Genomic DNA, 22199 nt, shown 5'->3' with positions numbered 1-22199 from the left:
CCGCAGCCTCCGCCCACCCGGCCTCCGCCCACCCGGCCTCCGCCCACCCCGCCCGAAAGGCTCCTCACCCATGCGAGAAGACCGCGGTACCGCCCCCGGTACCCGCCGGGGTGCCCATGCCGGGCCGCCCGCCCGTCCGCCGCGCCCCGGCCCGTGGTTGCGCGGGCTGCGCCCCCGGACCGTCCGCGCCCGGATCATCGCCCTACTGATGGTCCCGGTCGTCTCCGTCATCGCCCTGTGGGGGTTCGCCACCGTCACCACCGCCCAGGGCGTCTGGGGCCTGATGCGCCAGCGCGACGCCCAGCGCACGCTGCTCACGCCGGTCGCGGAGACGGTCGCCGGGCTGCAGGCCGAACGCACCGCTGTCGGTCAGCTGCTGGCGGCCCCAGCAGCCCCGGCGGCGACCCCGGCGACCCCGGCGACCGCCCCCAGCGCCGCCCGGGAGAGCGCCCTGCGCGAGGCGGCGGCGGCCACCGACCGGGCGCTCGCCCCGCTCTTCCCGGACCCCCGCCGACCCGACCGGGGCTACAACCGCGCCGACGCCCAGGGCCTGGGCGATGAGGCGGCCGCCCGGCTGGACGCCCTCGGCGGTTCGCTCGCGGCCCTGCCCGCACTGCGCGACCGGGCCCTGGCCAGGAGCGTCGGCTGGCCCGAGGCGTACGCGGCGTACGGCGAGGCGGTGGACCGGGCGCTCGCCGCCGCCGGAGCCGTCGCTCCCTTCCAGGAGCGCCAGGCGGCCGCCGACGCGCGGGTGCTGCTGGAGCTGGCCCGGTCCCGCGAACTGCTCTCCCGTGAGGACGCGTTGCTGCGCGCCGCCCAGCTGTCGGGCGGGCTCGGTGACGACCAGCTGCGGGAGTTCTCCGGCGCGGCCTTCGCCCGACGCGAGTTCGAGCGGGGCGCCGCCGCCGACCTGCGCTCCGTCGACCGGGCGGAGCTGCTCGCCGTCACCGGGGGCCAGGACCACCGCGAGCTGGCCGGGTACGAGGACAGGATGCGGACGGCCGCCGACGGTCGATCGGCGGTCGCGGCGGTGCCGGCCGACCGCTGGGCGATGGTCGCGGGCAACGTGGCCGGCGCGCTGCGGGGCGTCGAGGACCGGGCCGGAAGGCTCGCCGCCGAGCGTCAGGACCCTTACGCGCTGGGCCTGTTCACTCCGGCCGGGATGGCCGTGCTGCTCGGTCTGGTCGGCGTGGTGGCCTCGCTGGTGATCTCGGTGCAGATCGGGCGCGGGCTGGTCACCGAGCTGATCGGCCTGCGCAACTCGGCACTTGAGCTGGCCGGACGCAAACTCCCCGCGACCATGCGGAAGTTGCGTGCGGGTGAGGAGGTTGACATCGAGGCCGAGGCGCCCCGGCCGGTGGGGCGGGGCGACGAGATCGGCCAGGTGCACCGGGCGCTGGGGACCGTCCAGCGGGCGGCGGTCACGGCGGCGGTCGAACGGGCCGAGGTGCTCTCCGGAGTCTCCGGGGTGTTCGTCAACCTCGCGCGCCGCAGCCAGGTCCTGGTGCACCGCCAACTCACCCTGCTGGACGCGATGGAGCGCCGCACCGACGACCCGTCCGAGCTCGCCGACCTGTTCCGGCTGGACCACCTCACCACCCGGATGCGCCGCCACGCCGAGGGCCTGATCATCCTCTCCGGGGCCGCCCCCGGTCGGGGCTGGCGCCGTCCCGTTCCCCTGGTGGACGTGGTGCGCGCGGCCGTCTCGGAGGTCGAGGAGTACGCCCGGGTCGAGGTCCACCCGCTGCCGCGCGCCGCGGTGGTCGGTCACGCCGTCGCCGACCTCACCCACCTGGTGGCCGAACTGGTCGAGAACGCCACCGGGTTCTCGCCGCCGCACACCCGGGTGCACATCCGGGGCGAACGGGTCGGCAACGGCTTCGCGCTGGAGATCGAGGACCGCGGCCTCGGCATGGGCCCGGAGGTGCTGGCCGCGGCCAACCGCCGGATCGCCGCCGCCGAGCAGACCGACCTCTTCGACAGCGACCGGCTCGGCCTGTTCGTGGTCAGCCGGCTCGCCCGGCGGCAGGACGTCAAGGTCTCGCTGGTCACCTCCGCGTACGGCGGCACCACGGCGGTGGTCCTGCTGTCGACCGCGCTGCTGGCCGACGAGGCGGCGGTGGGGGCCGAGGACGTGTGGTACGGCTTCGAGCCGGTCGCGCCTCCGCTGCCCTCGGCGGCGTCGGGTGACACGACGTCGGGTGACATGGCGTCGGGCGGCATGGCGTCGGGTGGCGCGGTGGCGTCGGGTGCTGCCCCGACCGCCGCGTCGGGTGCCGCGGCGGTCGGCCCGGGGCCGGTGGAGCCGGTGCTCGCCGATCCGGCGGATCACCGCGCTGTCCCGGAGCGGGAGTTCACCCCGGAGCACGGCCACGCGGAGCGGCCGGCGGGCGGTCCGGGCGGTGGCCCGAACGGTGGCTCACCGGGTCTCCCGACCGGCGTCTCGGGACACCCGGGGCACCCCGGGCGCCGGGATGACCCGGGGCACCGGGAGCACCCGCAGGGCGGGACGAGTGACGGGCTTCCGGCGGCGGGTGGGCCGCCGCCGGAGGGTGGGGCGCTGCTGCCGTTCGGTGTCCGGGGCAGTGCCCCCGGGCCGGTGCGCCGCACCCCCTTCCGGGCCTCCGGCGCCCGGGAGGCCGGTCCGGCTGCGGACGGGCGCGCGGGTGCGGCCGCCCGTCCGCAGTCCGGGCCGCCGCAGCCGTACGGCGCGGAACCGTACGGTCAGGGCTTCCCCGCGGAGCCGGTACCCGGACCGGCCACGGACGGTTCCGGCTCGGACGGCGTCCGCTCGCGCGGCCCCGGCTCGGACGGTGTCCGTTCGGGCGGTCACCAACTTGGTCAGGGGCCGGAGGAGTTGCCGCGCCGGACCCGCCAGGCGAGCCTCGCACCGCAGCTGCGCGAGGCCCCGGCCCGTCCGCCTGCGCACAGGCGCCGTACGGCTGCCTCCTCCTCCGTCTTCGCCTCCGCCGGGCCGGGTTCCGGGGACGGGTCCGGCGACGGCTTCGGTGCGGCGGGCCGCAGCCCCGAGGAGGCGCGGGCGGCGATGTCCGCGTTCCAGAACGGATGGGCGCGCGGTCTGCACCCGGAAGGCCGGCGGGACGGGAAGCCCGCCGACCCTCCGCAGCCGCCGCGGGCGCACCACCCCCAATCCCCGTCCCGATCCGAAGGAGAGCGTCCGTGATCGCCACCACCCACCGCGCGGGAGCGCTGAACTGGCTCCTGGACGAGCTGGTCCAGCGCGCCCCCGAGCTCCGCTTCGCCGTGATGCTCTCCGCCGACGGCCTGGCCATGGGCACCTCGGCCGGGCTGGCGCGGGAGGACGGAGAGCACCTGGCGGCCGTCGCCTCCGGATTCCACAGCCTGGCCAAGGGGGCCGGCCGGCACTTCGGTGCGGGCGAAGTCCGCCAGACCATGGTCGAGTTGGAGGGCGGCTACCTGCTGGTCGCGGCGGCCGGGGAGGGCACCTGCCTCGCCGTGTTCGCCACGTCCCGGGCCGACCTCGGCCTGATCGCCTACGAGATGGCCAGGCTGGTCCGCCGGGTCGGGGAGCATCTGAGCGCCCCGCCGCGGGCGGTGGGCGGCCGGTGAATCCGGTGCCCCGCCCGTACCGCGGGGGACATCCGGAGCACCCGAGGGCCGACCCCGACGGGCAGCCCCGCAACCCGCTCGCCGCCGCCCACCGGGCGCACTGGTACGACGACGAGGCCGGGCCGATGGTCCGCCCGTACGCGATGACCCGGGGGCGCACCGGGGCCGGGGAGCAGCAGTTCGACCTGATCGCCGTGGTGGTCACCGAGCCGCCCGACCCGACGTTCCTGCCCGGCGTGCCCGAGCCGCCGGTCGGCCCGGAACAGGCGCACATCCTGGCGCTGTGCCGGGGTACCCCGCTGTCCGTGGCCGAGCTGGCCGCCGACCTCGACCTGCCGGTGGGTGTCGTGCGGGTGCTGCTCGGCGATCTGCTGACGGCCGGGCTCATCCGGGTCCGCCGTCCCGTCCCGCCCGCCCTGCTCCCCGACGAGCGCATCCTCCAGGAGGTCATCCGTGGACTCCGCGCACTCTGACCACCCGTCCGCATCGTCCGCCCCGCGCGTACCGTCCGGACCGTCCGACCCCCTCGGCCTGTCCGATCCGTACGGCGGGCCGGATCCGTACGGCGGGCCGGATCCGTACGGCGGGCCGGATCCGTACGGCGGGTCGGATCCGTTCGACGCCGAGGACCCCGACGGCACCGTGCTCGCGCTCAAGATCCTGGTGGCGGGCGGCTTCGGGGTCGGCAAGACGACGCTGGTCGGCGCGGTCAGCGAGATTAGGCCGCTGCGCACCGAGGAGCGGCTGACCGAGGCCGGGCGCGAGGTGGACGACCTGGACGGTGTGGAGCGGAAGACCACCACCACGGTGGCGATGGACTTCGGGCGGATCACCATCCGCGAGGGGCTGGCGGTCTACCTGTTCGGCACCCCCGGGCAGGACCGGTTCTGGTTCCTCTGGGACGAGTTGGCCCAGGGGGCGCTCGGCGCGGTGGTGCTCGCCGACACCCGCCGGCTGACCGACTGCTTCCCGGCCGTCGACTTCTTCGAGCACCGGGGCATCCCGTTCGTGGTCGCGGTGAATCGTTTCGCCGGGACGCGGGAGTTCGGCCCGGAGGACGTCGCCCGCGCGTTGGACCTGGATGCCGGGACGCCCGTGCTGCTGTGCGACGCGCGCCGCCGGGCCTCGGGCAAGGAGGTGCTGATCAACCTGGTCGAGCACGCGGGCCGGGTGCACGCCGCCCGGCTGCTCGCGGACGCCTCGCCGGTGGGCTGAGACGGTGGCGGCGGAGGTGCAGCGGGCGGGCGACGGACAAATGACGGATGACAGATGACAGATGACAGCTTTCGAAATCTGTCAGCCGTCATCTGTCAGCAGTCGACCGCCGGTTCTGTCAGCGGTTCAACCGTGCCTCAGCTGTGCCACTGGAACACGATCCGCGTCCAGGTGGACCCGGGACACTTGCCCCAGACCGCCCAGGCCTCCGGTCGCGCGCCGATCCACAGGCCGGTGGTGTGCGAGCCGTCGGCGCAGTAGGTGATGGTGCGCAGTCGCCCGGAGTAGACGTTGCAGTAGCCCTCCCAGCGCCAGCCGTAGTTGCCCGTGATGACGCAGTGGTAGGCCTCGGACGTGATGGTGTTCCAGGCCTCGGCGGCCCCGGGGGTGACGGAGCGGGTCCCGGTCGTCGCCGCGGCGGCCGGCAGGGCGGTGGCCCCGAGTGCGCCGAGGGCGGCCGTGGCGGCCAGCCCGAACGTGGCGATCTTCCTGGCGATGCAGCCTCGCACGGTGGTTCTCCTTGCTGAGGGGTTCTCGTCGGGCGGGTGTCCCGGCCGTCGGGATGTCCGCGCGGTCCGACCGCGGATCGCGCGGTCCGAGCGAAGGTGAATTCCCGCCTCCCGTACGACTGGTGACGTGTTGCACACGAATGACTGCGCACAGTGAGACGACGAACTATGATGTGACCTGTGTCACAAGTAATCCGGTTGGCTCATGGTTCCTGCGGCCAGGACCGACCGGGTTCTCGGGGTGCCGATTTCCGGGGAGAGCGGCATGGCGGATTGCAGCGGTCGGAATGAGGGCGGCGGCGGACAGGAAAGGGACTTCGGTCCCAACGGGAGCGGCGGTCAATCGGCCGAATTCAACCAGGTGTTCACGGATCTGCTGCCCAGACTCCAGCAGGCGGCGGCCTCGCTCGCCGGCGGTCCGGCCGGTGCGGGGGACGTCGTCCACGACGCGTACCTCAGGATCGCCCGTCGGCCGGAGCGCTTCCTCGGCCATCCACAGCCGTACGCCTACGCGTTCACCACGATGGTGAACATCCTGCGCGACCAGTGGCGCCGGGAGCGCCGGCGGGTGTCGATGCCCGAGGTGCCGGAGACGGGCGACATCGGCGAGCGGGACCGGGGGCTGCCCGACCTCCGGGCCGGTGGGATGGCCGAGTTGCAGGCGCGGTGGGAGGTGATGCGGCTGCTCGGCTTCCTGACCGTCAAGCAGGCCCGTGCGGTGGTGCTGGTCGACCTCGACGGCTACAGCGTCGACGAGGCCGCCGAGCTGCTCGGGCTGCACCGCAGCACGCTGGCGGTCACCCGGCGCCGCGCCCACGGTCGGCTGCGCGCTGTCGTCCAGCGGGAGCGCGAGCGCGAGGGGGAGCGTGGTCGGGAGCACGATCGGGAACACGCGCGGGAGCGGGAGCGGAGCTGAGGGCGTGGCGGCGGGCGGGCGACCGCCGCGCCACCCCGACGCACCGAACCGTCGGCAAGTCGGCTCGGGCGCTGCCCCGGCCCGTACCCTGCGAATCGTGATCACGTACGAGGACGGCGGCCTGCGCGCACTGGCCGAGGACGGCCGCTGGCCCGAGCTGCTCGCCGCCTACCGGCAGGGCCGCGCGGCTGCCGTGACGGAGGCGGGGGAGCAGACCGCGGCGGCGCTGACGGCTCCGCTCGGCCACCTGATCGCCTACGCGGCGCCGCCCGAGCTGGCCGTCCGGCTGTTCGACCGGGAGGGTGGCGCGGGGACGGCCGCCGGGGTGGCCGATCACGACGCCGGTCCGCTCTGGGAGGTGCTGGCGACCAGGCACTCCTGGCTGCGGCTGGCCCCGCTGCTCGGTCCGGCCCCGGTGCGACGACTGGTCGCACACACCAGGGCGCTGCTCGGCGAGGACCTCTCGTACGCGGCCGAGCCCGATCCGGAGGGCGTGCCACTGCGTCTGGAGCCGTGGGAGGCGGCGGGCTGGGGCGAGACGGCCCGGGTGCGGGAGTACCTGCCCGGCGGGGGCGCGCGCAGTGCGCTGCTGACCCTGCCGGCCAGCCGGGAGGGCCTGGGCGAGGTGGAACTGCCCCCGGCGGCGCAGCCGGGTGGCCGGCCGGCCGGACCGCGGGTCGCCCGGGCGCTGGCCGGGCTGGGCGCGCTCGCGCCGTGGGTGCAGACGGCCTGCGTCCGCGGCCAGGCCCCGGCGGCGGCCGCCCTGCTGGCCCGCGACCGGCGGGTGGTCGGAGGCTATCTGCCGTTCGCGCTCGCCTACCCGGCGCTGGTGCGGGCCGCCGCCGTGGGGCGGTCGCGGGGCTGTGCGCACGGGCGGCTGGGGCTGTGGCGGGCGCTGGCGGCGATGGCCGGGGCGGACGGTCAGGGCGGTGCGGGCCGTACGGACGGTGCGGGCGGGACGGACGGTGCGGGCGGGACGGGCGGCGCGGGCGGCGCGGACGGCGCGGACGGCGCGGATCGTGCGGGCGGGATGGACCGGGACGAGGTGAACGCGCTGGTGGCCCGGATGCGCTGCTTCACCTGGCAGGAACCGTCGGCCGGGCTGCACCATCTGCACATCGCGCTGGAGGACCCGGCCCGTGGGGTGGCCTGGGTGGTCAGCGGCTCGCAGGAGTTGTGACGCGCAGGCCGGACTGCCACCGGACTGCTGCTGGACAGCCGTCGGACGGAAAACCGGACCGAAAGCCGGACAGCCACTGGACAGAAAGCCGGACCGAAAGCCGGACAGAAAGCCGGGCGGAAAGACGAAACCCTGGTCCGGCGCCGATTCCGGGGGTTGGTGGGAGGCGCCGGACCAGGGAGTGCGGGGGTGCCGCCGGGCTCAGACGCCGACGGGGGAGGTCCCCTGAGGGGTTCCCTGCGGGGTTCCGTGGCCGGTTCCCTGGGCAGGGATGTCCTCCGGGGCGTCGGTCGTGGAGCCGTCCGCCGCGCCGGCGGGCCCGGCAGGCGCACCGTGGGCGTGGGCGTCGACCAGCGTCAGCTCGTCGAACGGCAGCTCGCCGGCCAGCACCCGCCGGGCACGTTCGGCGTCGAGCTCGCCGGTCCAGTGTCCGATGAGCACGGTCGCGACGGCGTTGCCCGCGAAGTTGGTGAGCGCGCGGGCCTCCGACATGAAGCGGTCGATGCCGACGATCAGTCCCACGCCGTCCACCAGCGCGGGCTTGTGCGACTGGAGTCCGCCCGCGAGGGTGGCCAGTCCGGCGCCGGTGACCCCGGCCGCGCCCTTGCTCGCGATCACCATGAAGACCAGCAGTGAGAGCTGCTCGCCGAGCGACATCGGCTTGTCCATCGCCTCGGAGATGAAGATCGAGGCCATGGTCAGGTAGATGGCGGTGCCGTCGAGGTTGAAGCTGTAGCCGGTCGGCACGGTGATGCCGACGACGGGGCGGCTGACGCCCAGGTGCTCCATCTTGGCGATCAGGCGGGGCAGCGCGCTCTCGGACGAGGAGGTGGAGAGGATCAGCAGGAACTCGCGGCCGAGGTACTTCAGCAGCGCGAAGACGTTGACCCCGGCGACCAGGCGCAGCAGCGTGCCCAGCACCACGACGACGAACAGCACGCAGGTGACGTAGAAGCCGATCATGATGACGGCCAGGCTCTTCAGCGCGGCGGTGCCGGTGGCGCCGACGACCGCGGCCATCGCCCCGAAGGCGCCGATCGGCGCGACCCACATGATCATCGACATGATCCGGAAGACCAGGCGCTGCACGTGCTCGATCCCGCGCAGCACCGGCGCGCCGGCCGCGCCCATCGCCTGCAGCGCGAAGCCGGTGAACAGGGCGACCAGCAGGGTCTGGAGGACCTTGCCCTGGGTGAGGGCGGAGAACAGGGTCTCGGGGATCATCCCGAGCAGGAAGTCGGTGGTCGCCTGGGCGCCGCCGGCGGCCGCCTGGGCGTGGCCGGACTTGGCGAGCGCGGCGGTCAGGTGCAGGCCGCCGCCGGGTTCCAGGAGGTTGCCGACGACCATGCCGATGGCCAGCGCGACGGTCGACATGGCGAGGAAGTAGCCGATGGCGAGGCCGCCGACCTTGCCGACCTTCGCGGCCTTGGTCACCGAGCCGATGCCCAGGACGATGGTGCAGAAGATCACCGGGCTGATCATCATCTTGATCAGGTTGACGAAGCCCGTGCCGACCGGCTTCAGCTCCACGGCGAACCCGGGGGCGGCCAGGCCGACCACGACGCCCGCGACCACCGCGGCGATCACCGCGATGTAGAGGTAGTGGGTCCGGTCCTTGCGTCTGGGTCCCGCCGCCGGGGCGGCTCCAGCGATCGACATCTGCGGCTCCTTTGCCGTGCAGTCCTGGTGGCCCCGGGGGATGGGCCGCTCCGACTATGGGCCCCGAAGTGACGGAGGTCACGTTTGCGTTCATAGAGTTCACGAACGTGGCGGACGGCCCGGACGGCGGGCCCGCGAACGGTGCGGGCCGGGCGGGGCCCCGGGGTGTCCGGGGGCGTGGTGCACACTGGCAGGCATGTCCGAGCGCACCGCCCCCACCGCCCCGCGCCGCCGCTCGCACCGGCCGGCGGGCCGCGGAGTCCGGCGGCTGCCTCCGGGTCCACCCGGGCATCCGGCCCGCCGACTGCCCCGCCGACTGCCCCGCGGGCTGTCCCGGAACCTGGTCCGATGGCTGGTCCGACGCCTGCCCCGGCGCCTGGTCCGCAGTCTGGCCGGGCAGCTGTTCGTCGTCCAGGTGGTGATCGTCGCCGCCGTGGTCGCCGGTGGCGCGGTGCTCGCGTACCTCTTCACCGCCGATCGCGCCGAGGACGCCGCCCGCCGCCAGGTCACCGCGGTCGCGCATGCCGTCGCGGACTCGCCGTCCGTCCGGGCCGCGGTCGCCGGTCCGGACCCGACCTCGGTGCTCCAGCCGTACGTGGAGCAGGTGCGGGCGGACACCGGGGTCTCCTTCATCACCGTCATGGACACCGACGGCGTGCGCTGGACCCACCCGCTGCCCGAGCAGATCGGGAGGACCTACCTCGGGCACATCGACTGGGCGCTCGCCGGGCAGACCCGCAGTGAGACGTACACGGGCACGCTCGGCCCGTCCGTGCGGGTGGTCGCCCCGGTGTGGGACGACCGGCACCGGGTGGTCGCGCTGGTCAGCGCGGGTCTCACGGTGGAGTCGATCTCCGCGCAGCTGAGCGGCCCGCTGCTCGCCCTGGTCGGCGTGGCGGTGGCCGCGCTCGCGGTCGGTGGCGTCGGCACCTACCTCGCCAACTCCCGGCTGCGGCGGCACACCCACGGGATGGGGCCGGACGAGCTGAGCCACCTCTACGAGTACCACCAGGCCACCCTGCACGCGGTGCGCGAGGGACTGGTGCTGCTGGACCGCTCGCACCGGGTGGTGCTGTGCAACGACGCGGCCCGGGAACTGCTCGGCCTGGCAGGCGAGTTGGACGGCCGTCCGGTGGCGGGGCTGGGGCTTCCTGAGGCTCTGCTGGCGGCCGTACTGGGGGAGGAGCCGGTCCGGGACGAGGTGCACCTGACCGCCGAGCGGGTCGTGGTGCTGAACACCTCCACCATCGGAACCGGCACCGGGCTCGGCCGGGTGGTCACCCTCCGGGACCACACCGAACTCCAGGCGCTCAGCGGCGAGTTGGACTCGGTTCGCGATTTCACCGAGGCGCTCGGCGCGCAGGCGCACGAGGCCGCCAACCGCCTGCACGCGGTGGTCTCGCTGATCGAACTCGGCCGCCACGAACAGGCGGTGGAGTTCGCCACCGCCGAGCTCGAACTCGCCCAGCAGCTCACCGACCGGGTGGTCGCGGCGGTGAGCGAGCCGGTCCTGGCCGCCCTGCTGCTCGGCAAGGCGGCGCAGGCCGCCGAACGAGGAGTGGAGTTGACCCTCACCGAGGACAGCCGGATCGACGACGGAGTGCTGCCGCCCGGGCTCCCCGCACGGGACCTGATCACCGTGCTCGGCAACCTGATCGACAACGCCGTGGACGCCGCCATCGCCGGTGCGGCCGAGAGTCCCGTCCCGCCGGAGGTCACCGTCACGGCGCGGGTCGCCCGCGGCCGGGACTGCGAAGGGCCGGGCCGCAGCGTCCATGGCGACGGGAGCGGGAGCGGGAGCGGGAGCGGGGACGGGGATGGCAACGGCGTCAGCGGCGATGGCGCGGCGGCGGCCGGTGACTTCCTGCTGCTGCGGGTCGCCGACACCGGTGCGGGCATCGACCCGGGCGCGGTCGAGGACGTCTTCCGGCGCGGCTGGAGCACCAAGCAGGACGGCCGCGGGCACGGGCTCGGGCTGGCGCTGGTCGCCCAGGCCGCCCGGCGCAACGGCGGCACCGTCGAGGTCGGGCGGGAGCGAGGCGCCGTGCTCACGGTGCGACTGCCGCTGGCAGGACGGCCGGGAGAGGCCGTCGGCGACCGGGGGGAGTCCACCCGGCGGCCGGGGGAGTCCCCCGGCCGGGAGCAGGAAGGGGCGCTGGTGTGACCGGCACCGCCGACACCCCCGCCGCGGCGGGCATCTCGGTCCTGGTGGTCGAGGACGACCCGGTGGCCGCCGCCGCGCACACCCTGTACGTCCGGCGCGAGCCCGGCTTCCACGCCGCGGGGACCGTCCACAGCTGCGCCGACGCGCTGCGCTTCCTGGACCGGGCCCGCGCCGCCGGCACGCCCGTCGACCTCACCCTGCTCGACCTCTACCTCCCGGACGGCCACGGGCTCCAGCTCTGCCGCACGCTGCGCGCGGCCGGTCACAGCACCGACGTCATCGCGGTGACCTCGGCCCGCGACCTCGCCATGGTCCGGCAGGCGGTCTCCGCGGGTGTCGTGCAGTACCTGCTGAAACCGTTCAGCGCGGCCGCGCTGCACGACCGCCTGGAGCGCTACGCCCGCTACCGCGACAGCCTCGGGCGCACCGGGGAGGCGACCGGGCAGGAGGAGGTCGACCAGGCGTTCGCCCTGCTCCGCACGCCGGAGCGCAGCACCCTGCCCAAGGGGCTGAGCGCGCCCACCCTGGACACCGTCGCCTCGGTGCTGCGCGAGGCGGCCGCCGGGCTGTCGGCCGCGGCCGCGGGCGCCGCCGCCGGGGTCTCGCGGATCACTGCGCGGCGCTACCTGGAGCACCTGGTGGAGACCGGGTGCGCGGTGCGGGAGCCCCAGTACGGGAGTGTCGGGCGGCCGGAGCTCTGCTACCGCTGGAGGGGGCGGGCCTGACGGCGGCCGGGGGTGAGGCGGCATGGGTCGGTGGCCGGGGGCGGACGGTCGGCGAAGGCCCGGCCCCGGGCCGTGACCCTTCCGCGCGATGCTCGTTGGATGAACCGGGGGAGGTTCACTCACTCGGGTGGTTCCGGAGGCCCCTGGGCGTTCCTCCAGGTCAAGGGCAGTAAAGTTAGGCTAACCTAACTTCCCCTGGGGGTTTCTCGTGTCACTCGCTGCCGTACCCGTCCAGGCCGCCTCCGGAGCCCCGGCCGCCGGTGAAGCCATCCTGCGCCGTCAGCGCGTCCGCGAGTCCGCCGCCAGAACGTACGCCCGCTCCTTCCCGATCGTCCCGGTCCGCGCCCACGGCATGACCGTCGAGGGCGCCGACGGGAGGCGCTACCTCGACTGCCTCTCCGGCGCCGGCACGCTCGCCCTCGGACACAACCACCCGGTGGTGCTGGAGGCGATCCGCCGCACCCTCGACAGCGGTGCCCCGCTGCACCTGCTCGACCTCGCCACCGCGGAGAAGGACGACTTCACCAGCGCGCTGTTCGAGAGCCTGCCCGCGGAGTTCGCCGCCCGCGCCCGGGTGCACTTCTGCGGACCGGCCGGGACGGACGCCGTCGAGGCCGCCCTCAAGCTGATGCAGACCGCCACCGGCCGCTCCGGCGCGCTCGCCTTCACCGGCGCGTACCACGGCATGACCGCCGGCGCCCTGGCACTCACCGGCAACGTGGCCGTCAAGGAGCCGCTGCCGAGCGGCGGCGAAGTCGCCCGGCTGCCCTTCCCCTACGGCTACCGCTGCCCGTTCGGGGTCGGCGGCGACGCGGGCGCCGGCCTCGCCGCGACCTACGTGGAGCGGCTGCTGGACGACCCCTCGGGCGGCGTGGTCGCGCCGGCCGCGATGATCCTGGAGGCCGTCCAGGGCGAGGGCGGGGTCGTCCCCGCGCCCGACGGCTGGCTGCGCGAGGTGCGCCGGATCACCGCCGAGCGCGGCATCCCGCTGATCGTCGACGAGGTGCAGACCGGAGTCGGCCGCACCGGCGCGATGTGGGCGATCGAGCACAGCGGCATCGTCCCGGACGCCATGGTCCTCTCCAAGGCCATCGGCGGCAGCCTGCCGCTCGCCGTCGTCGTCTACCGCGAGGACTACGACGGCTGGCGGCCCGGCGCCCACACCGGCACCTTCCGCGGCAACACCCTCGCCATGGCCGCCGGCGCCGCGACGCTGCGCCACGTCGCGGCGAACGGGCTGGCCGAGCGGGCCGCCGCCGTCGGCGAGCGGATGACGGCCCGGCTGCGCGAACTCGCCGTCGAACTGCCGGTGATCGGCGACGTGCGCGGCCGGGGGCTGATGCTCGGCGTCGAACTGGTCGACCCGGCGGCCGAGCCCGACGCCTGCGGCGCCCGGCCGGCCGACCCGGCGCTCGCGGTGCGGGTCCGGGAGGCCTGCCTGGCGCGGGGTCTGATCGTCGAGCTCGGCGGACGCCACGACGCGGTGCTGCGACTGCTTCCGCCGCTCACCATCACGGACGAGCAGGTGGCGGCGGTCCTGGAGCGGCTGGCGGAGGCGATCGCGGCGGCCTCCACGGCCGGGCGGCCGGGTGGATCGGCGGGTGGATCGGCGGGCGGGTCGGCGGGCGGATCGCCGAGCGGATCGGCGGGCGGATCGGGGCAGGCGGTGGCAGGTGCGTCCGCGGGCGCGCCGGCGGCTCGGGGCCGGCGGTGAGCGGCCCCGGACCGGACCCCGGAACCGACCCCGGAACCGACCCCGGAACCGACCCCGGAACCGACCCCGGCACCGACCCCGGCACCGACCCCGTCGGGCTCCCCGGGGAGGGCGTCGCGACGGACGCCCTGGCGGGCGGCGCCGCCGGGCCGGGCGCGCTCGGACCGCTGCTGGCCACCGTCCTCGACTCCCTGGAGACGGGCACCGCCATGCGCTCCGGACCGCTGCCGGCCGGCAGTCCGGCCGAGATCGCCGCACTCGTCGACGACGCGCTGGCCAGCGACGACGGACCGGGCGCGCTCGCCCGGCTCACCGAACTGCTCGCCTACGGCGCCGCCGACCCCGCCGACCCGGCCTGCGCCGCGCACCTGCACTGCCCGCCGCTCGCCGTCGCCGCCGCGGCGGACCTGGCGGTCAGCGCCCTCAACCCCTCCCAGGACTCCTGGGACCAGGCCCCCGCCGCCACCGCCCTGGAGAGCGCACTGCTCGCCGAGATCGCCGGACTGGTCAGCTACGACCCGGCGCGCGCCGCCGGCGTCTTCACCTCCGGCGGCACCGAGTCCAACCTCATGGGGCTCATGCTGGCGCGCGACCAGAAGCTCGACGGCATCGTGGAGCTGGACGGCATCCCGGCCGGAGTCCGGCCGTGCATCCTCGCCTCCGAGGCCGCGCACTTCTCCGTCCAGCGCGCCGCCGCCCTGCTCGGCCTCGGCGAGCGGGCCGTCATCCCCGTCCCGGTCGACCGCGGGCTGCGGATGCGGGAGGACGAACTGGAACGGGCGATGGCCGAGGCCAGTTGGGCCGGCCGGACCCCGATCGCCGTGGTCGCCACCGCCGGCACCACCGACACCGGAGCCGTCGACCCGTTGTCCGCCGCCGCCGACCTCGCCGGCCGCTACGGTGCCTGGCTGCACGTGGACGCCGCGTACGGCGGCGGCGCGCTGCTCTCCGACCGGCTCGCCCCGCTGCTCGACGGCATCGCCCGCGCCGACTCGGTCTCGCTCGACTGGCACAAGCTCGGCTGGCAGCCGGCCGCGGCCGGGGTCTTCCTGGTCCGCCGCGCGGAGACCTACGTCTCGCTCGCCCGCCGCGCCGAGTACCTCAACCCGGTCGACGACGAGCAGGCCGGGTACCCCAGTCTGCTCGGCCGCTCGCTGCGCACCACCCGCCGGGCCGACGCCTTCAAGCTCGCCGTCACCCTGCGCACCCTCGGCCGCGACGGTCTGGGCCGGCTGGTCGACGCCTGCCACGACCTCGCCCGCACCGCCGCCGACGCCGTGCGCGCCGACCCGGCGCTCGAACTCCACGCCGAGCCCGTGCTCACCGTCATCCTCTTCCGCTACCGGCCGCCCGGGGTGACGGACGAGGCGGCGTTGGACGAGGTGAACGGCCGGCTGCGGCGCCTGCTGCTGCGCACCGGCCGGGCGGTGGTCGGCCGCACCGAACTCCCGGGCGACGGCCCGGGTCGGGTCCGGCTGAAGCTCACGCTGCTGAACCCCCATGCCACGGTGGGGGAGGTCGGCGCGTTGCTGCGTGAGGTGGTGGGTGCCGGGCGCAAGGTGGCGGGCGAGCGGGCGGGGTAGAGCGGACGGCTCTGGGCGGGCCGGGCGCTCCGGGCGGGTCGGCCTTCCGGTCGGGCCGGGTTTCCGGGCGGGCTGGGCCTCGGGATCAGCCGCCCAGGAGGATCGACCGGGCGAGCTCCCAGGTGTCGGGGTCGGCGGCGACCAGGAGACCGTCCTCGCAGCCGGGGGCCTCCGGGCGGTACGGGGTGCCGTCCGGGCGGGCGGAGACGCCGCCGGCCTCGGTGACCAGGAGCGAGCCGGGGGCGTGGTCCCAGGGAAGGGTGCGCCAGTAGAGGATGAAGTCGAAGCGGCCCTCGACGACGTCCGGGTACTCGATCCCGGCGGCGTGCCGGCCGGGGGAGATCTCGCCGAAGGACGCGATGTTCTCCTGGAGCCGGCGGCGGTGCTCGGCGTCGAGGTAGCGGCTCTTCACCGAGCCGCGCAGCTTCGCGACGTCCTGGGGTGCCGGTGGACGGGTCAGGCGCTCGCCGTCGCGCCAGGCGCCGGAGCCCAGTTCGGCGCAGTAGGCGGTGGCGGTGGAGGGCTGCCAGATCCAGGAGGCGACGGTCCGGCCGGAGCGGACCAGGGAGCACATCACGGCGTACTCGGGTCTACCGGCGACGAAGTTGGCGGTGCCGTCCACCGGGTCGACCAGCCAGGCGGCGGGCTCGTCGCGAAGGGCCAGGGCGAGCGACGGGTCGGCGGAGACCGCCTCCTCGCCGACCACGGGGACGGGCAGCAGCTCGTGCAGTCGGCGGGCGATGATCGTCTCGGCCTCGCGGTCGGCGACCGTCACGACCTCGCCGGGGGCCTTCTCCATCACCTCGCCGGCGGCCAGCGCCCGGAAGCGCGGCTCCACCGCCTCGGCCGACGCCTCGGCGAGTATCTCCGCCACCTTGTCCATCAGCACGTTCGCGCTCCCTTCGCTGCATACCACTCTCCCACGAGTGGAGGAACGGGTCGGCGGCGGACCGGGGGCGGTGGGACGGTCGACGGCCGGGAGGCGACGGTCGACAGCTCACGACTGACAACTGACAGCTGACAGATTTCGAAATCTGTCAGCTGTCAGCTGTCAGCTGTCGGCTGTCACGCGTCGGCCGTCCTTCGTCCTCCGTCACCCCTCCGCCGGGTTCGGTCCATCGCCGCCCAGGTAGTGGAAGCCCGGGCGAGGGTGCATCAGGAACTCGTGGTGCGAGATGTTCCACGCGTACGCGCCCGCCATCGCGAACAGCACGCGATCGCCCGTCCGCAGGCCGTCCGCGCCCTCGGCCGCGTGGGCGAGGACGTCCTTCGGGGTGCAGAGCTGTCCGGCCAGGGTGGCCCGGCCGCCGGTGACGGCCGGGCGCGGCCAGGGGTGCGGCCAGGGGTGCGGCCAGGCGTCCACCGGGAGCACTGCGAAGGGCTGGGAGTGCCCCCGGGTCGCGGGCGTGCGCAGGTGGTGGGTGCCGCCGCGGACCACCGCGAAGTCCTCGCCGTGGCTCGCCTTCACGTCCAGCGCCTCGGTCGCGTACCAGCCGCAGTGGGCGGTCAGCGCCCGGCCGGGCTCGATCCGCAGGGTCAGCCCGGGGTGGGCGTCGAGCAGCTCGGCCAGGCCCTCGCCGAAGGCCGTCCGGTCGAAGCGGGAGGAGGGGTCCGCGTAGTCCACGGCCCCGCCGCCGATGTTGACCTCCGCCAGCGGGAAGCCGTGCCGCTCGGCCAGTGCGGCCGACCAGGCGACGATCCGCGCCGCGACCGACAGCTGCTCCGCCGCCGGGAGCCCGCTGGCCAGGTGGGCGTGCACGCCGCGCAGCCGCAGCCGGCGCGCCGACGGACCGCCGCCGGTGAGCAGCCGGACGCACTCCTCGGCCCGGTCCGGGTCCAGCCCGAACGGCGTCGGACGGCCGCCCATCGCGAGCGGCACCGCGTCGAGCGCTGCCGTCTCGACCGCGAGGTTGACCCGCAGCAGCACGTCCACGACCGCGCCGGGCCGGTCCGCGAGGACGGCGGCCAGCCGGTGCAGCTCCTGCTCGCTCTCGACGTGCCAGCGGTGCACCCCGGCGTCCACCGCCGCGGTGATCTCGGCCGGAGTCTTGCCCGGCCCGCCGAAGGCCAGAGGAGCGTCCGGCACGACGGCCCGGACGTGGGCCAACTCCCCGCCGCTGGAGACCTCGTAGCCGTCCACCACCGAGCGCAGCGCGGTCAGCAGCGGCGCCTCCGGGTTGGCCTTGGCGGCGTAGTACAGCTCGACCCGCTCGGGCAGCGCGGCCCGGACGGCGGCGGCGTGCTCCCGAAGGGCTGCCAAGTCGTAGACGTAGGAGGGAAGTTCATCGGGAGTGAGGCCGGCGGTGAAGCTGCGGACGGCCTCGGTGGGTCGGACGGCCTCGGCGGGCCGGGCGGTCTCGGTCGTCATCGGGCGGTGCTCCCGGCGGGTAGGCGGGCGGGCGTGTGCGCCGGCGGGCGGGCGGACGCGCGGTCCGATGTGCGGGCGGGCATGCGGGCGGCCCCGGCGAGGACGGAGCCGGCCAGCGGGGAGGGCAGCCGGACGTAGCCGGCCTCGCGGTCGGCCTTGCGCTCCCAGCGGGTCAACAGGTTGGCCTTGGCGGGCAGTGGCACACCGGCGAGCAGAGCGCGCAGCCGGGGCGGGCAGCCGTGCGCGGCGGCGTACTCCTCCAGGGTGTCCCGGACGGCCTGCCAGAGCGCGCACTCCAGCTCGGGGTGGCGGTCGGCGAGCGCGGCGAGCAGTTCGGCGACGTGGTTGACCAGCAGGCAGTACACCACCCGGTCCCAGCCGCGTTCCGCGTCGTAGGTCATCGGGCCGGCCACCTCGGGTGGGAGTGCGGCGAGGATGTCGGCGTTCTGCTCGGGGACGAGCTTGGTGCCCTCCAGATCGCGGAAGAGCACCTGGACGGGGTGGCCGGAGGCGTCCACGCCGATCAGCACGTTCTGCAGGTGCGGTTCGAGCACCACACCGTGGTCGAAGTAGGCGGACAGGACCGGCGGGAGGAGCAGCCGCAGGTAGTCGCGCCACCAGTCGAGCGCCGCCGCGCCGTCCGGACTCACGCCCAGCAGGCGGGAGATGTGCGCGGAACTGGTCGGGTGCTCGTCGGCGACGGCGGCCGCGAGCAGCGGGGTGACGCCGGGCCGCAGCACGCCGCCGAAGCCCTCCCGGACGATCAGGCCGAAGCCCTCGTACAGTGCCCGGTCGGGCCGGCCGTCGGTGCCGGGCAGCGCGAGGGTGCGGAAGGCCGGTTCGCGCAACACGGCCGAGGCCGGGAAGCGCCGGGCGAGGTCGGCCAGGGCCAGGGCGAGCAGCCGGGTGAGCGCGACGGCGCCGGTGAGCTCGTACGCGGCGTTCTTGCGCAGGCAGTTGGTGATGCGAACGTTCAGGCTGAACTTGAGGAAGGCGTCGGCGCCGTGCAGGGTGCGCACCGAGGCGGTGGCGGTGAAACGCTCGCCGCGCGGGCCCAGGTCGAGGACGTCGCCCCGGGCCAGGGCGGCGCGCAACAGCGGCTGTTCACCGATGAGTTGATACTGCCACGGGTGCGCGGGCAGCAGCCGGTAGCCGTCCGGCACCTCGCCGAGGCCGTCCAGCAGTGCGGTCGCGCTCTCGTCCAGCGACTCCTCGGCCAGCAGGTCCGCGCGGACGGCGAGGTGGCGCAGCGGGAAGGAGGCGCGGGACTCGGGGGCGTAGCCGCGCCAGTCGCCGCGGGCGGCGGATCGGGACTTGGGGGCCGGGTGGAAGCGGTGGCCGAACAGCAGTGCCTGCTCGGACTCCAGGTAGCGGTCGGCGCCTGGGGCCGGCCGGTCGTCCAGGCCCTGGCGGACGCCCTGGTGGCTGGACGCGACCTGGTCGAGGAACTCCTCGTTCACCGTGCCGGTACGCAGCTCCAGTTCGTGCTGGACGTACTCGGCCAACGCCTGCCAGCCCAACTCGACCCAGTCTCCGTCCTGTTCGACCTCGACCGGCCCGGTGAAGCGGTGCGCGCCGAGCAGCGAGGTGCGGCGCAGGGCGACCCGCAGCAGGGCGCCGCGGCGCGGTAGCCGCAGCAGCAGGCGGCCGCTGTCGGCGGCGGTCTGGTGCTCGGGCGCGGAGACCTCGCGCAGCAGGCAGTTCGGCAGGGTGCGGACCATCGCCTCGTCGGCGGTGGGAAATTCGTCGCCGCCGCCGGGCCGGCCGATGGGGTCGACGGGTCGACCGGCAGGCCGGCCCGCGGTCACCGGGTGCCGTGAGGCGTTGTAAGGTGAGCCTCACCTTAATCGATCATGCAGAATCGATCTCGGGAGTGCCAATGGTTCCCGGAACACCCATGCCCGTCGCGCCCTCGGTGCGTGCCGGGGCCCCGGCGCTCGTCGCCGACTACCGGCGGCTGGTGGAGCTCTGCCCAGTGCTGGAGCTGCGCCTCCTGGACAGCGGCGAGCCCGACCCGCGCGCCGCCGACGGCTGGCACTCCGGAGCCCAACTCGCCGCCGACGAAAGCGCGCTGGCCGCCGTCCTGGCCGGAGCGGAGGCCCGCATCGCCGACGAGCACGGCAGTGCCCCGCGACCGCACGTCACCGCCTCCCGGCTGCTCCACCACTACGCCTGGTCGGCCTGCCTGCTGATCGCCGGCCCCTGGCACCTCTCCCGCCGAGTGCCGGCCGTCGACCCCGCCGACCTCTGGCTGCACGCCCCCACCGGTGCGCTCGCCCTGCGCCCGCGCGGTCACGTCGCCCTGCCCGGCGACGTGACCATGCCCGGCCACGTCACCATGCCCGGCGACGACGGACTGCGCGCCGAACTGCGGGCCGCCGTGGTCGCGCACCTCGGGCCGGTGCTCGCCGCGTTCGCCGGGCCCACCCGGCGCCGCGACCGCGCCCTCTGGGGCATGGTGACGGACGACCTGGCCTCCGCCCTCTGGTACCTCGGCCGGATGCTCGGCGAGGAGGACGCCTCCGTCGCCGCCGCCGAGGCCGTCCTGCCCGGGTGGCACCCTGCCGCTCCCCGGCGGCGCCGACTTCCGCTGCCTGCACACCCCCGACGGGCGCGCCCACCACACCCGCACCCGGCTCGGCTGCTGCCTCTACTACGCGGTCGGGCCCGCGGCGACCGCCTGCCTGACCTGCCCCCGGACCTCCGACGAGGAACGCCTGCGGCGGTTCTGACGGTCCGTCCGCGAACCCGTCGCACCGCGGGGTTCGCTGTCGGTGGCATGGGCTATGGTCGCCGGCATGATCGATTCCACCGTGCGGGTCCGGATCGCCCGCCCCTCGCGCGACCTCGCGGCGGCCGAGCGCTTCTACGTCGGCGGCCTCGGCCTCGCCGTGCTGTGGCGCAGCACCGAGCGGGTGTCCGGCGAGCACGACCTGCTGATGGTCGGCCCGTCCGGCGGCAGCTGGCACTTCGAGCTGACGCACGACCCGGAGCGGCCGCTGGAGCCCACACCGACGGTGGACGACCTGTTCGTCGTCTACCTCGGCGCCCCGGTGGACGAGGCCCTGGCCGCCCGGCTGGAGGAGGCCGGCGGCACCCGGGTCGAGTCCCACAACCCGTACTGGGACGAGTACGGCGTGACGGTGGCCGACCCGGACGGCTACCGGCTGGTGCTCTGCTCCCGCACCTGGGGCGCCTGAGCCCCCGGCGTCCGGGGCGCCGGGCCGGCCGTAGCCGTCGGGCCCTCCTCGCGCGGTGCGGGAGGGGACGTCCGTCCCGCGGCCCCGGCCGGCATCACCGCCACGCCCCGGTCCAGGTCCACGCCCAGGTGCGGCGGCCCGCCGGCCTGCGCGTCGTCCCGCAGCACGAGCTGCTCCCGCTTCTGCTCGATCTGCACCTGCTTGCCCGGGCTGAACAGGGCGTGCAGCTCGTCCAGCCCACCGGCGCCCATCCCGGCCCCGGGCCCGCGGCGCCGCGGGCGCGACGAGGACTCGTCCTGAACCTGCCACGCCGCCAGCAGCACCATCCCCAGCACCGCCACCACCGCCGCCGCCACACCCACGATCCACCCCATGCCCGCTCAACGCGGCCGCAGGGCCGTCGCGTTCCCGGGGGCTGGGCCGGGCTGGGCCGGGCTGAGCCGGGCTGAGCCGGGCTGAGCCGGGTCGGGCCGGGCCCAGGACGCGGGCGCGCCGTGGCGCAGTGCGGGCGCAGGCGCGGGCGCAGTGTGGCGAAAACCGCATGGGCGGGCGACGGGCCCACCGGATACGCTGCCGGACGAACCGGAAGGAGCGCTCTGATCATGCCCGTGCGCGGAACCCTCGTGGACATTCCGACGGCGGACGGCACCGCCGACGCCTACCTCGCCCACCCCGACGACGGCCGGGCCCACCCGGGTGTCATCCTCTACATGGACGCCTTCGGGCTCCGACCGCACCTTGAGCGCATGGCCGACCGGCTGGCCGCGGCCGGGTACACCGTGCTCGTCCCCAACGCCTTCTACCGGGCGGGGCGCGCGCCGGTCGTCGAACTGCCGGAGCTCATCGACCTGGACCAGGCCGACGAACTCTTCGCCCGGATCGTCCCGCTGCTCGACACGCTCACCCCGGAGGCGACCGCGCGCGACGCGGACGCGTATCTGCGCTGGCTCGGCGAGTCCCCGCTGGTCCAGGACGGCCCGGTCGGCCTGACCGGCTACTGCCGCGGGGCCCTGCTGGCGCTGCGCACGGCCGCCAGCCACCCGGACCGGATCGCCGTCGCGGCCGGATTCCACGGCGGCAGCCTCGCCACCGACAGCCCGGACAGCCCGCACCTGGGCGCCGACCGGATCACCGCCGAGCTGTACTTCGGCCACGCGGACGCCGACCCCGCGCTGCCGCCCGAGCAGATCGACCGGCTCGCCGCGGCCCTCACCGCCGCCGGCGTCCGGTACCGGGCCGAGGTCTACGCCGGCGCCCCGCACGGCTACACCCAGGCGGACACCAGCCGCTACGACGCCGCGGCCGCCGAGCGGCACTGGGAGGCGCTGCTCGGCCTGCTGAAGAGGGTCCTGCCGGCCTGAGGCCGTACCTGTTG

20 protein-coding genes are annotated in these 22199 nt (G+C 75.5%); 13 read left to right on the top strand and 7 right to left on the bottom strand.

Translation table 11 applies throughout. The features are described 5' to 3' along the window. The first annotated feature begins 70 nt into the window (after positions 1 to 70). From ACWGKU_RS07300 to ACWGKU_RS07285, 4 genes are all read left to right on the top strand, one after another. A complete protein-coding gene (locus ACWGKU_RS07300) occupies positions 71 to 3184 on the top strand; it encodes a nitrate- and nitrite sensing domain-containing protein (protein WP_452177929.1) in 3114 nt (1037 codons plus the stop codon). Continuing rightward, positions 3181 to 3591: a roadblock/LC7 domain-containing protein gene (locus ACWGKU_RS07295; RefSeq protein ID WP_387684924.1), complete on the top strand. Its 411-nt coding sequence runs from the start codon at positions 3181 to 3183 to the stop codon at positions 3589 to 3591. The genes ACWGKU_RS07300 and ACWGKU_RS07295 overlap by 4 nt, the downstream gene beginning before the upstream one ends. A 125-nt stretch (positions 3592 to 3716) precedes the next feature. Then, on the top strand, positions 3717 to 4064 hold the full coding sequence (locus ACWGKU_RS07290) for a DUF742 domain-containing protein (protein ID WP_387727801.1): 348 nt from the start codon (positions 3717 to 3719) through the stop codon (positions 4062 to 4064). A 169-nt stretch (positions 4065 to 4233) separates the two neighbouring features. After that, entirely contained in the window at positions 4234 to 4806 is a 573-nt protein-coding gene (locus ACWGKU_RS07285) for a GTP-binding protein (RefSeq protein WP_401048668.1), read from the top strand. A 137-nt stretch (positions 4807 to 4943) separates the two neighbouring features. On the opposite strand, the gene ACWGKU_RS07280 is transcribed toward ACWGKU_RS07285, so the two are convergent. Then, positions 4944 to 5315: a hypothetical protein gene (locus ACWGKU_RS07280; protein WP_401048662.1), complete on the bottom strand. Its 372-nt coding sequence runs from the start codon at positions 5313 to 5315 to the stop codon at positions 4944 to 4946. Positions 5316 to 5676: 361 nt separating this feature from the next. Here ACWGKU_RS07280 and ACWGKU_RS07275 point away from each other — a divergent pair, with 361 nt between their 5' ends. Both ACWGKU_RS07275 and ACWGKU_RS07270 read left to right on the top strand, forming a co-directional pair. Then, positions 5677 to 6231 carry an RNA polymerase sigma factor gene (locus ACWGKU_RS07275; protein WP_401048663.1) on the top strand — a complete coding sequence of 185 codons (555 nt, stop codon included), beginning with the start codon at positions 5677 to 5679 and terminating at the stop codon, positions 6229 to 6231. 97 nt (positions 6232 to 6328) lie between these two features. Further along, the gene (locus tag ACWGKU_RS07270; RefSeq protein ID WP_452177928.1) at positions 6329 to 7411 is read left to right on the top strand and encodes a hypothetical protein; all 1083 of its coding nucleotides are present in this window, start codon (positions 6329 to 6331) and stop codon (positions 7409 to 7411) included. 201 nt (positions 7412 to 7612) lie between these two features. Here the strand turns inward: ACWGKU_RS07270 and ACWGKU_RS07265 are convergent, their stop codons facing one another. Next, positions 7613 to 9070 carry a cation:dicarboxylate symporter family transporter gene (locus tag ACWGKU_RS07265; protein WP_452177927.1) on the bottom strand — a complete coding sequence of 486 codons (1458 nt, stop codon included), beginning with the start codon at positions 9068 to 9070 and terminating at the stop codon, positions 7613 to 7615. A 196-nt stretch (positions 9071 to 9266) separates the two neighbouring features. Between ACWGKU_RS07265 and ACWGKU_RS07260 the strand changes: the two genes are divergently transcribed. The 4 genes from ACWGKU_RS07260 (at position 9267) to ACWGKU_RS07245 (ending at position 15256) form a co-directional block, all read left to right on the top strand. Further along, positions 9267 to 11234 carry a sensor histidine kinase gene (locus tag ACWGKU_RS07260; RefSeq protein WP_452177926.1) on the top strand — a complete coding sequence of 656 codons (1968 nt, stop codon included), beginning with the start codon at positions 9267 to 9269 and terminating at the stop codon, positions 11232 to 11234. Beyond that, positions 11231 to 11959 carry a response regulator gene (locus tag ACWGKU_RS07255; protein WP_380537997.1) on the top strand — a complete coding sequence of 243 codons (729 nt, stop codon included), beginning with the start codon at positions 11231 to 11233 and terminating at the stop codon, positions 11957 to 11959. The genes ACWGKU_RS07260 and ACWGKU_RS07255 overlap by 4 nt, the downstream gene beginning before the upstream one ends. Before the next feature lie 208 nt (positions 11960 to 12167). Next, complete coding sequence (locus ACWGKU_RS07250) at positions 12168 to 13673, top strand: diaminobutyrate--2-oxoglutarate transaminase (RefSeq protein ID WP_452177925.1); 1506 nt, start codon at positions 12168 to 12170, stop codon at positions 13671 to 13673. A 128-nt stretch (positions 13674 to 13801) separates the two neighbouring features. Further along, positions 13802 to 15256: a pyridoxal phosphate-dependent decarboxylase family protein gene (locus ACWGKU_RS07245; RefSeq protein ID WP_452177955.1), complete on the top strand. Its 1455-nt coding sequence runs from the start codon at positions 13802 to 13804 to the stop codon at positions 15254 to 15256. Positions 15257 to 15341: 85 nt separating this feature from the next. Here the strand turns inward: ACWGKU_RS07245 and ACWGKU_RS07240 are convergent, their stop codons facing one another. The 4 genes from ACWGKU_RS07240 to ACWGKU_RS07225 form a co-directional block, all read right to left on the bottom strand. Then, positions 15342 to 16139, bottom strand: coding sequence for an inositol monophosphatase family protein (locus tag ACWGKU_RS07240; protein ID WP_452177954.1), 798 nt, complete (start codon positions 16137 to 16139; stop codon positions 15342 to 15344). Positions 16140 to 16349: 210 nt separating this feature from the next. Further along, the gene (locus ACWGKU_RS07235) at positions 16350 to 17624 is read right to left on the bottom strand and encodes a type III PLP-dependent enzyme (RefSeq protein ID WP_452177924.1); all 1275 of its coding nucleotides are present in this window, start codon (positions 17622 to 17624) and stop codon (positions 16350 to 16352) included. After that, on the bottom strand, positions 17621 to 19345 hold the full coding sequence (locus tag ACWGKU_RS07230) for an IucA/IucC family protein (RefSeq protein WP_452177923.1): 1725 nt from the start codon (positions 19343 to 19345) through the stop codon (positions 17621 to 17623). The genes ACWGKU_RS07235 and ACWGKU_RS07230 overlap by 4 nt, the downstream gene beginning before the upstream one ends. 122 nt (positions 19346 to 19467) lie before the next feature. After that, positions 19468 to 20184, bottom strand: coding sequence for a hypothetical protein (locus ACWGKU_RS07225; RefSeq protein WP_452177922.1), 717 nt, complete (start codon positions 20182 to 20184; stop codon positions 19468 to 19470). Between the two features lies 1 nt (position 20185). Between ACWGKU_RS07225 and ACWGKU_RS07220 the strand changes: the two genes are divergently transcribed. Further along, positions 20186 to 20356: a (2Fe-2S)-binding protein gene (locus tag ACWGKU_RS07220; protein WP_452177953.1), complete on the top strand. Its 171-nt coding sequence runs from the start codon at positions 20186 to 20188 to the stop codon at positions 20354 to 20356. A 66-nt stretch (positions 20357 to 20422) separates the two neighbouring features. Continuing rightward, entirely contained in the window at positions 20423 to 20824 is a 402-nt protein-coding gene (locus tag ACWGKU_RS07215) for a VOC family protein (protein WP_452177921.1), read from the top strand. Here the strand turns inward: ACWGKU_RS07215 and ACWGKU_RS07210 are convergent. Further along, on the bottom strand, positions 20785 to 21198 hold the full coding sequence (locus tag ACWGKU_RS07210) for a DUF6191 domain-containing protein (RefSeq protein ID WP_452177920.1): 414 nt from the start codon (positions 21196 to 21198) through the stop codon (positions 20785 to 20787). The genes ACWGKU_RS07215 and ACWGKU_RS07210 overlap by 40 nt on opposite strands. 225 nt (positions 21199 to 21423) lie before the next feature. Between ACWGKU_RS07210 and ACWGKU_RS07205 the strand changes: the two genes are divergently transcribed. After that, entirely contained in the window at positions 21424 to 22185 is a 762-nt protein-coding gene (locus tag ACWGKU_RS07205; RefSeq protein WP_452177952.1) for a dienelactone hydrolase family protein, read from the top strand. Positions 22186 to 22199: the final 14 nt, after the last annotated feature.

It is taken from the genome of Kitasatospora sp. NPDC054768 (assembly GCF_053612025.1).
This window is presented reverse-complemented; position numbering and strand designations above follow the sequence as displayed.

Excerpts from the sequence above, each read along its gene's own strand:
- ACWGKU_RS07235 (WP_452177924.1), bottom strand. The coding sequence starts at position 17,624 with ATGACGACCGAGACCGCCCGGCCCGCCGAGGCCGTCCGACCCACCGAG.
- ACWGKU_RS07290 (WP_387727801.1), top strand. The coding sequence starts at position 3,717 with ATGGTCCGCCCGTACGCGATGACCCGGGGGCGCACCGGGGCCGGGGAG.
- ACWGKU_RS07300 (WP_452177929.1), top strand. The coding sequence starts at position 71 with ATGCGAGAAGACCGCGGTACCGCCCCCGGTACCCGCCGGGGTGCCCAT.
- ACWGKU_RS07240 (WP_452177954.1), bottom strand. The coding sequence starts at position 16,139 with ATGGACAAGGTGGCGGAGATACTCGCCGAGGCGTCGGCCGAGGCGGTG.
- ACWGKU_RS07265 (WP_452177927.1), bottom strand. The coding sequence starts at position 9,070 with ATGTCGATCGCTGGAGCCGCCCCGGCGGCGGGACCCAGACGCAAGGAC.
- ACWGKU_RS07215 (WP_452177921.1), top strand. The coding sequence starts at position 20,423 with ATGATCGATTCCACCGTGCGGGTCCGGATCGCCCGCCCCTCGCGCGAC.
- ACWGKU_RS07260 (WP_452177926.1), top strand. The coding sequence starts at position 9,267 with ATGTCCGAGCGCACCGCCCCCACCGCCCCGCGCCGCCGCTCGCACCGG.
- ACWGKU_RS07230 (WP_452177923.1), bottom strand. The coding sequence starts at position 19,345 with ATGGTCCGCACCCTGCCGAACTGCCTGCTGCGCGAGGTCTCCGCGCCC.
- ACWGKU_RS07210 (WP_452177920.1), bottom strand. The coding sequence starts at position 21,198 with ATGGGGTGGATCGTGGGTGTGGCGGCGGCGGTGGTGGCGGTGCTGGGG.